11 protein-coding genes and 1 pseudogene are annotated in these 12,080 nt (G+C 59.5%); 7 read left to right on the forward strand and 5 right to left on the reverse strand.

Going from position 1 to position 12,080, the window contains the following annotated elements; translation table 11 throughout:
- The first annotated feature begins 362 nt into the window (after nucleotides 1-362).
- Nucleotides 363-1,968, forward strand: a pseudogene (gene nadB / locus ALO64_RS15650) (L-aspartate oxidase).
- Here nadB and ALO64_RS15655 read toward each other — a convergent pair.
- Together ALO64_RS15655 and ALO64_RS15660 are read right to left on the reverse strand one after the other, a co-directional pair.
- Nucleotides 1,937-2,407: a protein YgfX gene (locus ALO64_RS15655; protein WP_054991749.1), complete on the reverse strand. Its 471-nt coding sequence runs from the start codon at nucleotides 2,405-2,407 to the stop codon at nucleotides 1,937-1,939. The pseudogene nadB and the gene ALO64_RS15655 overlap by 32 nt on opposite strands.
- On the reverse strand, nucleotides 2,391-2,645 hold the full coding sequence (locus ALO64_RS15660) for an FAD assembly factor SdhE (RefSeq protein WP_003378499.1): 255 nt from the start codon (nucleotides 2,643-2,645) through the stop codon (nucleotides 2,391-2,393). The genes ALO64_RS15655 and ALO64_RS15660 overlap by 17 nt, the downstream gene beginning before the upstream one ends.
- A 154-nt stretch (nucleotides 2,646-2,799) precedes the next feature.
- Here ALO64_RS15660 and ygfZ point away from each other — a divergent pair, with 154 nt between their 5' ends.
- Nucleotides 2,800-3,741 carry a CAF17-like 4Fe-4S cluster assembly/insertion protein YgfZ gene (gene ygfZ, locus ALO64_RS15665; protein ID WP_044344689.1) on the forward strand — a complete coding sequence of 314 codons (942 nt, stop codon included), beginning with the start codon at nucleotides 2,800-2,802 and terminating at the stop codon, nucleotides 3,739-3,741.
- Nucleotides 3,742-3,855: 114 nt separating this feature from the next.
- The gene (locus tag ALO64_RS15670) at nucleotides 3,856-4,677 is read left to right on the forward strand and encodes an HDOD domain-containing protein (RefSeq protein ID WP_002554917.1); all 822 of its coding nucleotides are present in this window, start codon (nucleotides 3,856-3,858) and stop codon (nucleotides 4,675-4,677) included.
- Between the two features lie 2 nt (nucleotides 4,678-4,679).
- Here the strand turns inward: ALO64_RS15670 and ALO64_RS15675 are convergent, their stop codons facing one another.
- Together ALO64_RS15675 and ALO64_RS15680 are read right to left on the reverse strand one after the other, a co-directional pair.
- Nucleotides 4,680-6,062 carry a sensor histidine kinase gene (locus ALO64_RS15675; RefSeq protein ID WP_044344685.1) on the reverse strand — a complete coding sequence of 461 codons (1,383 nt, stop codon included), beginning with the start codon at nucleotides 6,060-6,062 and terminating at the stop codon, nucleotides 4,680-4,682.
- Complete coding sequence (locus tag ALO64_RS15680; protein WP_002554918.1) at nucleotides 6,055-6,726, reverse strand: response regulator; 672 nt, start codon at nucleotides 6,724-6,726, stop codon at nucleotides 6,055-6,057. Before ALO64_RS15680 ends, ALO64_RS15675 begins: the two co-directional genes overlap by 8 nt.
- A gap of 493 nt (nucleotides 6,727-7,219) precedes the next feature.
- Here ALO64_RS15680 and ALO64_RS15690 point away from each other — a divergent pair, with 493 nt between their 5' ends.
- The 4 genes from ALO64_RS15690 to ALO64_RS15705 all read left to right on the forward strand — a co-directional run bounded on the left by ALO64_RS15690 (nucleotide 7,220) and on the right by ALO64_RS15705 (nucleotide 11,264).
- A complete protein-coding gene (locus tag ALO64_RS15690; protein WP_005735125.1) occupies nucleotides 7,220-8,200 on the forward strand; it encodes a Bug family tripartite tricarboxylate transporter substrate binding protein in 981 nt (326 codons plus the stop codon).
- A 62-nt stretch (nucleotides 8,201-8,262) separates the two neighbouring features.
- Nucleotides 8,263-8,721: a tripartite tricarboxylate transporter TctB family protein gene (locus ALO64_RS15695; RefSeq protein WP_044344686.1), complete on the forward strand. Its 459-nt coding sequence runs from the start codon at nucleotides 8,263-8,265 to the stop codon at nucleotides 8,719-8,721.
- A gap of 1 nt (nucleotide 8,722) precedes the next feature.
- Nucleotides 8,723-10,237 (forward strand): tripartite tricarboxylate transporter permease, encoded by a 1,515-nt coding sequence (locus ALO64_RS15700; protein ID WP_005735127.1) that lies wholly within the window; start codon nucleotides 8,723-8,725, stop codon nucleotides 10,235-10,237.
- Nucleotides 10,230-11,264, forward strand: coding sequence for an AbrB family transcriptional regulator (locus ALO64_RS15705; RefSeq protein ID WP_044344687.1), 1,035 nt, complete (start codon nucleotides 10,230-10,232; stop codon nucleotides 11,262-11,264). Before ALO64_RS15700 ends, ALO64_RS15705 begins: the two co-directional genes overlap by 8 nt.
- A 21-nt stretch (nucleotides 11,265-11,285) precedes the next feature.
- Here ALO64_RS15705 and ung read toward each other — a convergent pair whose 3' ends face one another.
- Nucleotides 11,286-11,978, reverse strand: coding sequence for a uracil-DNA glycosylase (gene ung / locus ALO64_RS15710; RefSeq protein ID WP_044344688.1), 693 nt, complete (start codon nucleotides 11,976-11,978; stop codon nucleotides 11,286-11,288).
- Nucleotides 11,979-12,080: the final 102 nt, after the last annotated feature.

Below are 12,080 nucleotides of genomic sequence, written 5' to 3' on the forward strand. Positions count from 1 at the left end.
AACGCAGCGCGACACGGTCGGCTGCGTGAATAGTCTTGTCGCCGGTTTCGCAGTTGATGATCACTTATCTAACCCTGCGAAAACGACGCTGTTCCTGTGTAGGCAACCTGCTATTGAGCATGGATCCTGGCAAAAAGTTCCATTGGCACAATCACAGGCGTGAGCCGCAGACTGCACAAAGTTCTTTGAAATCAGTGCACTGGAGCATTTCCAGTAACGGATAACAGGGAAAACAATATGCATGACATCCGGGACTGGAGCACAATCCATACCCGCTGTGGTCTCACATTGCCATGTAGGCGTGGCTATTGTGCCGTTACCCCAATACTTATACTAGTGGTCGCCAAGGGCAGAATTCGTAGATGAGTCAACATTTTCAGCATGACGTACTGGTAATTGGCAGTGGCGCTGCCGGATTGAGCCTGGCACTGACGCTTCCCGGACACCTGAGCATCGCAGTGCTGAGCAAAGGCGATCTGGCCAATGGCTCGACATTCTGGGCCCAGGGCGGTGTGGCAGCAGTACTGGATGACACCGATACCGTGCAGTCTCATGTTGAAGACACGCTGAATGCCGGCGGCGGCCTTTGCAACGAAGAAGCAGTGCGTTTCACCGTCGAGCACAGCCGCGAGGCCATTCAGTGGCTGATCGATCAGGGCGTGCCTTTCACTCGGGGCGATGACGCAGATACCGACGAAAGCGGCTTTGAATTCCACCTGACACGCGAAGGCGGTCACAGCCACAGGCGGATCATCCACGCCGCCGATGCCACAGGCGCAGCGATCTTTCGTACCCTGCTTGAACAAGCCCGTAAACGGCCGAATATCGAACTGCTCGAACAGCGCGCCGCCATCGACCTGATCACCGAACGCCGTCTCGGGCTGGAAGGCCAGCGCTGCCTGGGCGCTTATGTACTCAATCGCAACAGCGGTGAAGTGGACACCTACGGCGCGCGCTTTACCATCCTCGCGTCAGGTGGCGCTGCCAAGGTTTATCTGTACACCAGCAACCCCGACGGTGCCTGCGGCGATGGCATCGCCATGGCCTGGCGTTCCGGTTGCCGGGTGGCGAATCTGGAATTCAACCAGTTTCACCCCACCTGCCTGTATCACCCCCAGGCCAAGAGTTTTCTGATCACCGAAGCACTTCGCGGTGAAGGCGCTTACCTCAAGTTGCCCAGCGGCGAACGTTTTATGCCACGGTTCGACGAACGGGCAGAACTGGCCCCTCGCGATATTGTTGCCCGTGCGATAGACCACGAAATGAAGCGACTGGGTATCGACTGCGTTTATCTGGACATCAGCCACAAACCGGAAGCCTTCATCAAGACCCACTTTCCAACCGTCTACGAGCGCTGCCTGGAATTCTCCATCGACATCACTCGTCAGCCGATTCCGGTGGTCCCGGCGGCGCATTACACCTGTGGTGGTGTCATGGTAGACAGCAAGGGCCACACCGACGTGCCTGGCCTGTACGCCATCGGCGAGACCAGCTTCACCGGCCTGCACGGTGCCAACCGCATGGCCAGCAACTCACTGCTGGAGTGCTTCGTGTATGCACGCTCGGCAGCGGCAGACATCGAGCAGCAACTGGCCGACGTACAGATGCCCACCGACCTTCCGGCGTGGGACGCCAGCCAGGTCACTGATTCGGACGAAGACGTGATCATCGCGCACAACTGGGATGAACTGAGACGATTCATGTGGGACTACGTCGGCATTGTGCGTACCAACAAGCGCCTGCAACGCGCTCAGCACCGTGTGCGTTTGTTGCTGGATGAGATACAGCAACTACAAGGTCAGCCGTGACCTGATCGAGTTACGCAACCTGGCGCAGGTGGCGGAACTGATGATCTGTTCGGCCATGCAGCGCAAGGAAAGCCGTGGCCTGCATTACACGCTGGACTATCCCGACATGTTGCCGGAGGCGCTGGACACTATTCTGGTACCGCCCACTTACGTCGGCTGAACTTCAGGCGCACACGCAGACGCCGGTGCGTGTCCGGCGTGAGCGCATCAAGCGGGATGCAGCAGCTTTTTATGGAGCGGCCCGGCCGGCCTGCGATAATTGGGCGAAAACGCAGAATCACGACCAACGGTAACGCGAGGCTGTCCGGACATAACTGCACGGGCTGCCAGCCGTCGCGTTGATTCCACAATTGCCAGCCTTGACGATCGCGCTTCAGCGCGGTGAAGGCTGCCGGATGACTGAGCAGGATCGAGCGCGGCAACGTCCAGGCAGCATGCATCAGGCAGAACAGCACACCCAGTGCCAACGCCAACGCCAACGAAGCGATGTTCAGCCAGGACAACGCGATCAGCGCCAGCAGCTGAACGGCGAGATACGCCGTCAACAGCAGGCGCGAGGCCTGCCAGTGACATTCAAATCGATCACTTGGGCTGGACACGATCCAGAATCATGCGAACCATACGTTGCAATTCAGCATCCTCGGACTCGGCGCGCTGCATGAACCAGCCGAACATGTCCTGATCTTCACAAGTGAGCAAACGGCGATACAGATCGCGGTCCACGTCATTCAAATGGGGATAGACCTCCCGGACAAACGGCACCAGCAGCACGTCCAGTTCAAGCATGCCACGGCGGCTGTGCCAGTAAAGGCGGTTGAGTTCGACGTCTTCGACCATGGAGCGCTCCTCAAAGTAGGCGGCAAGTATACAGCCGTGAGCCGGGCACGCGAATCTTGCAATGGTCGCAGCAGTTTTCACGTACCCCGGTATGCATAACCTCGACTCGGCACTATGATGTGCCCCCGGACTTTTTTCCCAATCTGCGATGACCATGACCCAAAAAGCTTTTTTCTGCACGCTATCCCATGAGGGCGTTCTCGCCATTCGCGGCGTGGATGCCAGCAAGTTTCTTCAGGGGCAGCTGACGTGCAACCTCAATTATCTGAATGAAGACAAGTCCAGCCTCGGTGCCCGCTGCACGCAGAAGGGCCGGATGCAGTCGAGTTTTCGCATCGTTTTCGAAGGCGACGGCTGCCTGCTGGCGATGGCCAGCGAGCTGATCGAGCCGCAACTGCTGGACTTGCGTAAATACGCAGTGTTCTCCAAATCGAAACTGACTGACGAAAGCGCAGAATGGGTGCGCTTCGGCCTGCAGGATGGCGACAGTGCCCTGGTCGGCCTGGGCCTGGACCTGGCGCAGGAAACCGATGCGGTGGTACGAGCCAATGAGCTCATCGCAATCCGCGTCTCCCCGGGCCGCGCCGAACTCTGGGTACGCGCCGGGCAGGCAGACAGCGTCAAATCGCAGCTGGCTTCGCAGTTGAGCGAAGGTCCGCTCAATGACTGGTTGCTGGGTCAGATACGGGCCGGCATCGGCCAGGTATTCGGTAGCACCCGCGAGGAGTTCATCCCGCAGATGATCAACCTGCAGGCGGTCGGCGGCGTCAGCTTCAAGAAGGGCTGCTACACCGGCCAGGAAATCGTTGCGCGCATGCAATACCTGGGCAAACTCAAACGCAGGCTCTACCGCCTGACGCTGAGCAGCGAAGAAATCCCCGAGCCGGGTACGGCACTGTTTTCGCCGGTACACGCCAGCGCGGTGGGCAATGTGGTCATCGCCGCGCAGTCCGGCCAGAATGTTGAACTGCTCGCCGTATTGCAGGGCGATGCGGCAGAAAATGGCCATATAAATCTTGGCTCGCCAGAAGGCGCAGCGCTGCAAATGAGTGATCTGCCCTACATACTGGACAGCAAACTCGAAACTCAGCGCTAAGCCAGACGAACACATTCAGGTTCCTAGTGTCTTTAGAGCGTTCCAGTGCACATGCTGGCGCTCTGCGGAGCGCGCGGAAAACTCTGGACACCCCCAACGGCTGCGAGATGCAACATGAGCAAGATGGCTGACGAGGTGCAAAGAAACTTGATCAAGGCCATCGACAGAGATGCCTTGTTTCTGCCTACCCTGCCGGAAGTAGCACTGAGAATTCGCCTTGCCGCCGAAGACACCGAAATCAGCATTTCGGCCCTGAGCAAGGTCATCGGTAGCGATACAGCCCTTTCCGCACGCCTGATAAAGGTCGCGAACAGCCCTCTGCTGCGCCCGAATTTTGAAGTCAGCGACGTCACCACCGCGGTTCGGCGCCTGGGCGTCAATTACACCTGTAACTTGGCTATCGGCCTGGTGGTCGAGCAGATGTTCCACGCGAAGTCTCCCGTCATCGAGCAGAAGATGCGCGATATCTGGAAGCAGAGCCTGCAGGTTGCCGGCATCAGTTACACACTGTGTCAGAACTACACGAATCTCAAACCCGACCAGGCCACACTCGCCGGGCTGATCCACTTGATCGGGATTCTGCCGATCCTGACGTATGCCGAAGACCATTACGAGCTGCTGGCCGATCCGATCAGCCTCAACCACGTGATCGACAGCATTCACCCGGTCATTGGCGAACGCCTGCTGCGCTCATGGGACTTTCCCGAGCCGCTGGCCTGCGTGCCGATTCAGTTCCAGAACTTCGCGCGCGTATCGAAAAGTCCGGACTACACAGATCTGGTGCAGATCGCCACAGTGCATATCCACAGGAACACCGACCACCCCTTCAGCCTCATCGAGATGGTCGACCTGCCTGCGTTCAGCCAACTGAGGCTTGCCAGGGCTGAAGGCATGCTGAGCGCCCAGATGGACGAAGCGAAGAGCATGCTTTACTAGGATCAGGGCGCACTGAAACTGACCCGAACCTTCAAACCCCGCTCGGCACCATCGTGCAAGGTGATTCTGGCCAGATGCGCACGGCATATCTCTCCCACAATAGCCAGACCGAGCCCGGCACCGCTGCCCTGCTGACTGCGACGGTAGAAACGCTCGAAAACCCGCTCCCGCTCATCTGCCGGAATGCCAGGGCCATCATCCTCGACCTCCAGAACAGCCGGCGCATACACCCGCAACACCACGTTACCGCCCGGTGAAGTGTGAGCCAGCGCATTGTCGATCAGGTTGCTCAACAGTTCGTTCAGCAACGTCGGCTCGCCACGCAGCCAGACCGGCTCGTCAGCCTCCAGCGCCAGCGCGACGCCGCGTGAATGAGCCAACGGCGCCATGGCCATGCCCAGCTCTCTTGCCAGCTGGCTGAGGTCCAGTTGTTGCGCGACACCTTCGGCAATGGCCCGCGCGCCGTTTTCAATCCGCGCCAGTGACAGCAACTGATTGGCCAGATGCGTGAGCCGATCCGTGCCAAGTGCGGCTGATTCCAGCGTACTGCGCCAATGTTGCGGGTCGCGCTCACGCAGGCCCAGCTCAACCCGCGCCTTGAGCGCGGCCAGCGGCGTGCGCAGTTCATGGGCAGCATCGGCGATGAACTGCGCCTGGCGCTCGAACTGCAGGCGCAGCCGCTCGGTAAAGTGGTTCAGCGCCCCTACCAGCGGACGTAGTTCATGCTGCACCTCAACCATTGGCAATGAGCGCAGATCATCTGGCTGACGCTCTTCTACTGCGGTGCGCAAGCGCTCCAGCGGTCGCAGTGCCGCACTGACCGTGAACCAGACCAGCAGCAGTGCGCCCCCACCGAGCATGCCCAGACGCAGCAACGTGTCGGCCATCAGGCTGCGCGCCATGCCCTTGCGCGCCTCCTGGGTTTCGGCAACACGAATTTCAGCCGTGCCGTTCATGCCTGGATCAGTCACCGGCTTGAGCAGGCTGACCACACGTACATCCTGCCCTTGATAAATCCCGTTATAAAACTTCGCCAGCGCAGGGTAATCGTCGGTACGCAAAGTGCCCGGTGGTGGCGAAGGCAGATTTTCATAACCGGAAATCAGCTTCTGATGGATGTCGTTGACCTGATAATAGATTCGTCCTTCGCTGTCGTAGGCAAAGGTATCCAGCGCCACATAGGGAATATCGGCGCTCAGCGTGCCATCACGCTGGGTCAGGCCGGCAGCGATGGTTCTTGCTGACGCCAGCAACGTGCGGTCGTAGGCGGTATCGGCCACTTCGCGGCCATTCCAGTAAGCGCTCATGCCGCTGGCCAGCATCAACACCACCAGCAGCAACGCCAGGTTCCACAATAACCGCCAGCGCAGGCTGTCGTTAATCATCGCGGCTTTCAAGCAGATACCCCAGACCCCGAAAGGTCACGATGGCCACAGAATGCCCGTCGAGCTTCTTGCGCAGGCGATGGACGTAGATTTCGATGGCGTCAGGGCTGGCCTCCTCGTCGAGGCCGAAAACCTGCGCGGCCAGTTGCTCCTTGCTCATCACCCGACCTGGCCGGGCGATAAGCGCTTCCAGCACCGCCTGTTCGCGAGACGTCAGGGCCAGCAGCTCCTCGCCGAGCGTGAAACGCCGGGTGTCCAGATCATAGGCCAGTACGCCGCAGCGCTGTTGCCGCTCGCCACCCAGCACGCTGCGACGCAGCAATGCCTTGACCCTGGCCTCCAGCTCGGACAGCTCGAAAGGCTTGGCCAGGTAGTCGTCGGCCCCCAGGTTCAGGCCATGAACGCGATCCTTGACGTCGCTGCGCGCGGTCAGCATCAACACCGGAAGGTTTTTGCTGCGCGCCCGCAGACGCGCCAGCACTTCAAAGCCGTCCATACGCGGCAAGCCGACGTCGAGAATGGCGACGGCGTATTCCTCGCTGCTCAACGCCAGGTCGGCGGCAACGCCATCATGCAGTACATCAACGGTCAAACCTGCGCTTTTGAGCGCCTGCGCGACACTTTCAGCCAATTGCAGATGATCTTCCACAAGAAGAACACGCATCGCCGTCTCCTGATTGTCACTGTTGTTATCGATCTGGGCATCGAGGCTTGTGGCGGTGGAGTTTACAGGCAGGCCGCCGCCTGTGAAGGACAGAAACGATTCGCGGCCCTTCAATTGCGACATGAAAGGTAGCTGAAAGGTTTGCGAAAGGTTCGTCATTTAGCATCGCCAGACGACCCGGCAAAAGGGTACGTACAAAGGGTACGTACAAAACAGGCGCCCGGATGCGTCTGGACAATAAAAACAATAAATCGCTAAACGGAGTCACGTCATGTCTATGCCAGCCCAGGCTTGCCAGTCCATTGAGCACAGCCCGTCGCGGTTTTCCCCGCACCCGTCGCGCCCCTGCTCCACCTTCCTGCAAAACATCAGCGCCCACCGCTGTACCGATGGCACTTGCGTGTCAGCCAACAGGTCTCGTGGTGCGCGAGACAAAAGCATCTGCTGAACAGCTTCTCTCTTCCAAAAACAAAAATATCTCTGGAGACTGAACATGAAATCCCCTCTGCGTCAGATAGCCGCCACCGCCGCCTGCATGCTGGTTGCCAGCCAGTTGTTTGCTGCCGAGCCAAAGCGTCCGGAATGCATTGCACCCGCCTCACCAGGTGGCGGATTCGACTTGACCTGCAAGCTGGTGCAAAGCGCGCTGATCAACGAAAAGATTCTGACCTCGCCCATGCGCGTGACCTACATGCCTGGGGGCGTCGGCGCAGTGGCCTACAACGCAGTTGTAGCTCAGCGCCCCGCAGATGCTGGCACGCTGGTCGCGTGGTCCAGCGGTTCGCTGCTCAATCTGGCGCAGGGAAAATTCGGCCGTTTCGATGAAAACGCAGTACGCTGGCTCGCCGCCGTGGGCACAAGCTATGGCGCCATTGCAGTGAAGAGCGACTCGCCATACAAGAACCTCGACGATCTGGTCAAAGCGCTCAAGGCCGACCCGAGCAAGGTAGTCATCGGCTCAGGCGGCACCGTAGGCAGCCAGGACTGGATGCAGACCGCATTGATCGCCAAGGCTGCAGACATCAACCCGCGCGCCTTGCGTTATGTCGCGCTGGAGGGCGGTGGGGAAATCGCTACTGCCCTGCTTGGCGGCCACATTCAGGTGGGCAGTACCGACATCTCCGACTCCATGCCGCACATTTTGAGTGGCGACATGCGCCTGCTCGCCGTATTCGCCGAGAAGCGCATCGACGAACCCGAAATGAAAGACATCCCCACCGCCAAGGAGCAGGGCTACGACATCGTCTGGCCTGTGGTGCGTGGCTTCTACCTCGGGCCGAAGGTCAGCGACGAAGACTACAACTGGTGGAAAGCCTCGTTCGACAAGATCCTGGCCTCTGAAGACTTCGCCAAGCTGCGTGATCAGCGCGAGCTGTTCCCCTTCGCCATGACCGGCGCGGAGCTGGACACCTACGTAAAGAAGCAGGTTGCCGACTACAAACTGCTGGCCAAGGAATTCGGCCTGATTCAGTAATTGAACTCAATTGACTGACGTTAAGTTGCGCCCGCACAGCGGGCGCGACTCAGGAGCTTCTCATGGTCATACAACGCATTTTTGCTGCCGTACTGCTACTGGCATGCGCAGGTCTGGCCCTTATGGCCTGGCCTTATCAAGCGCCGTTCTCCTATGAACCGGTCGGACCACGCGCTTTCCCGCTGCTGATGCTCGGGTTGATGGGTGCCGCCCTGCTGTACCTGCTGATTCGGCCCACACCCATTGTCCACACCGAGGAAGAACCGGCACTGGACCGTGAAACCCTGATCAAGATTGGCGCATGCATCATTCTGCTGCTGATATTCGCCGGGCTGTTCGAACCCCTGGGCTTCATCCTCAGCAGCATCCTGATCGGCATTCCCATGGCACGCCTGTATGGCGGACGCTGGCTGCCGAGCGTGGTGGTGCTGATTCTGATGAGCGTCGGCCTTTACCTGTTATTCGACAAGGCCATGGACGTTCCCTTGCCTTTAGGCCTGCTCAGCGTTCTGGAGAACTGATATGGATACTTTCAGCTACCTGGGCCAGGGGTTCGGCGTCGCCCTCACCCCTTACAACCTGATTACCGCACTGTCCGGCACATTGATTGGTACCGTCGTCGGCCTGCTGCCGGGGCTTGGGCCTATCAACGGGGTGGCGCTGCTGATCCCCATTGCCTTTGCGCTGGGCCTGCCGCCTGAATCGGCACTGATTCTGTTAGCGGCCGTGTACCTGGGCTGTGAATACGGCGGACGTATCAGTTCGATCCTGCTGAACATTCCGGGCGAAGCGTCCACCGTCATGACCACGCTGGACGGCTATCCAATGGCACGCCAGGGGCTGGCCGGCGTCGCTCTGTCGCTGTCAGCATGGAGTTCGTTCATCGGTGCATTCATCGCCACTTGCGGCATGGTGCTGTTCGCGCCGTTGCTCGCCAAGTGGGCGATTGCCTTCGGTCCGGCGGAATATTTCGTACTGATGGTGTTCGCCATCGTCTGCCTGGGCGGCATGGCCGGTGACAGGCCATTGAAGACATTCGTTGCCGCGCTGATCGGGCTTTTCCTGTCTGCGGTAGGCATTGATGCCAACAGCGGGGTGTACCGTTTTACGGGCGACAACATTCATCTGACCGACGGCATTCAGTTCGTGGTGCTGGTCCTGGGTCTGTTTTCAATCAGTGAAATCCTGTTGCTGCTGGAAAAGACTCATCGCGGCCAAGAGGCGGTCAAGGCCACTGGGCGCATGATGTTCAACGTCAAGGAAGCCGCTGCCGTGTTCGTGGTGAACATTCGCTGTGGTCTGCTGGGCTTCATTCTTGGCGTACTGCCGGGTGCCGGTGCGACACTGGCCAGCGCAGTCGCTTACATGACGGAAAAACGTATCGCCGGCCCTGGCGGCAAGTTTGGCCAGGGCGACATGCGCGGTCTGGCCGCTCCCGAGACCGCCATCGGGGCAACCGCTTGCGGCGCATTGGTGCCGATGCTGACGCTGGGTGTTCCGGGCTCGGGCACCACGGCGGTGATGATCGGCGCGTTGTCGCTGTACAACATCACGCCCGGTCCGATGCTGTTCCAACAGCAACCGGACATCGTATGGGGCCTGATCGCTTCGTTGTTCATCGCCAACATCATGCTGGTGATCCTCAACATCCCGATGATCCGTATCTTCACGCGCATCCTCGCCGTGCCGAACTGGGCGCTGGTCCCGGTGATTGCGATCATCACCGGGATCGGCGTGTATGCAGTGCACGCTACCACCTTCGACCTGTTCCTGATGGTCGGCATCGGCATCTTCGGTTACATCCTGCGCAAGCTGGATTTCCCGCTGTCGCCGATTCTGCTCGGTTTCATCCTCGGTGGTCTGATGGAGCAGAACCTGCGACGCGCCCTGTCGATCTCCAACGGCGAACTGGGGATTCTCTGGGCCAGCCCGATCACCCTCGGGGTCTGGGTGGTGACCGTGTTCATGCTGCTGTTTCCGCTGATCCGTATCTGGCGCAAGCGCGCAAAACAGCAGGCTGCCGCAACGCATGGCTGATTCGTCACTGCGTCAATGGTGGGCAACGCCGCTGGTCGGCCTGCTCGGCGGCTACCTCGCCAGCCAGGTTGGCTGGCCGCTGCCGTGGATGGTTGGCTCGTTGCTGGCAATCATCCTGGTGCGCTGCCTGACACCCTGGCAACTGGCGCAGATTCCGGGTGGCCGTAAATGCGGGCAACTGATCATCGGTATCGGCATCGGTTTGCATTTCACGCCAGTGGTTATCGAGCAGGTGCTCGCGCATTTCGGGCTGATTTTCATCGGCGCGCTGGTCACCAGTCTGTCGTGTCTGGTTGGCGTCTGGCTGATGCTGCGCACCGGAGAAGATCGCCCTACGGCGTTCTTTTCGAGCATGCCGGGCGGTTCCGGGGAGATGGTCAACCTTGGCGCACGTAACGGTGCAACGCTAAGCAGCGTCGCAGCCGCGCAAAGTCTTCGGGTGCTGGCAGTAGTATTGTGCGTGCCGGCGATCTTCAAATACCTGCTGGGTGACGGTACGCCTTCACTGCATGCCACGGCGGTCGATTGGCGCTGGCTGGCATTCCTGCTGCCGGTCGGCGCAGCTCTGGCCTGGCTGTGGCAACGTCTCAAGCAACCCAACCCGTGGCTGTTCGGCCCTCTGTTGCTCAGTGCCGTAGTGAGCGTGGTCTGGAACCTGAAAATCGGCTTGCCCAACGGTGCCAGCCAGCTGGGTCAGCTACTGATCGGCAGCGGGCTGGGTTGTCATTTCAATCGGGCATTCTTTCGGCGTGCGCCATCGTTCCTCGCGCGCACGCTGTTGGGCACCGCGCTGACCATGTTGATTGCCGCACTGGCTGCGCTGGGGCTGAGCGCCCTCACCCACCTGGATCTGCGCTCACTGACGCTGGGCATGATGCCCGGTGGCATTGCCGAAATGAGCCTGACAGCAGAAGTGCTGCAACTGTCGGTCCCCCTGGTGACGGCCATGCAGGTCATGCGCCTGCTGTTCGTGCTGTTTCTTGCTGAGCCGCTGTACCGGCGCTGGGACAAGCGGTTCGCTGACTGAGCCCAATCAGAAGCACTTTGATCAGAGAACGGGCAAGCGCCAGTCGATTGGCTCGATGCCGTTTTGCTCAAGGTACTTGTTGGCCCGCCCGAAATGCCCGTTACCCAGGAAGCCTTTGTAGGCTGACAACGGCGAAGGATGGACGGAGGTCAGCACCAGGTGCTTGGTCGCATCGACCAGTTTCTGCTTGCTCTGCGCATGAGCGCCCCACAGCAGGAACACCAGATTCGGCTGATGCTCGCTGACCACTTGAATGATCCGGTCCGTGAAGTGCTGCCAGCCTTTTCCCGCATGCGAAGCTGCGTTGGCGCGCTCGACGGTAAGAGTCGTGTTAAGCAACAGCACGCCCTGATCAGCCCATGATTGCAGGCAGCCGTGATTGGGAATGTCGATATTCAGGTCGCGTTTGAGTTCTTTATAGATATTGACCAGTGACGGCGGCGTCGGCACGCCTGGCTGCACCGAGAAACACAGACCGTGAGCCTGATTCGGACCGTGATACGGGTCCTGACCGAGGATCACCACTTTCACATTGTTGAGCGGCGTCGAATTCAGCGCATTGAAAATCAGCGGCCCAGGCGGATAGATCTCTTTACCCGCGGCATGCTCCTGGCTCAGAAACTCGCGCAACTGCGCCATATAGGGCTGCTCGAATTCATCGCGCAGCGCTTCCTTCCAGCTGGGCTCAAGCTTGATGCGGTCGTCGCTAGTCATGGTTACATCCGGTAAAAACAATGCGCGGACACTAGAAAAGCCCGGCAGCAAAGTCAATGCCGGTTTCTACATGCGCCTTTACGATCGGACGCAGAGCGTCCA

The organism is Pseudomonas meliae, assembly GCF_001400515.1.
GTDB classification, from domain to species: Bacteria; Pseudomonadota; Gammaproteobacteria; order Pseudomonadales; family Pseudomonadaceae; genus Aquipseudomonas; species Aquipseudomonas amygdali.